Annotated in this window: 1 protein-coding gene; it reads right to left on the bottom strand. The window is 52.8% G+C overall.

The genetic code is table 11. The annotated features are described in order from the left end of the window. Positions 1-68 precede the first annotated feature (68 nt). A complete protein-coding gene (locus tag SB756_RS33025; RefSeq protein WP_410913630.1) occupies positions 69-248 on the bottom strand; it encodes a hypothetical protein in 180 nt (59 codons plus the stop codon). Between the last annotated feature and the right edge of the window lie 4 nt (positions 249-252).

The raw sequence follows: 252 nt of genomic DNA, 5'->3' as shown, positions 1-252 counted from the left end.
ACTCAGCGATCACCGGACATCACATTGCCCGGTAATCAGCTGATTTACATCGGTGCTACAGCCTCAGCTTATTTTTGAGATTGCTGATTTTGCTCAGCCTCTTTCTGTTTTTTCTTCGCCATATGATGACCGACTGCGCAGACCGCTGCGGCACCGGCCACACCATGATGAGCAACATGACCTGCGACGCCGCCTACTGCGGCTCCCTTCAGACAGCCCTGGGCATTAGCCTGTAAATTCACCGACAGAAAC

This window comes from Pseudomonas sp. SIMBA_068 (genome assembly GCF_046534705.1).
Classification (GTDB): Bacteria; Pseudomonadota; Gammaproteobacteria; order Pseudomonadales; family Pseudomonadaceae; genus Aquipseudomonas; species Aquipseudomonas putida.
Note: the sequence above shows the minus strand (reverse complement) of the source record. Positions and strands in the feature narration are given on the sequence as shown.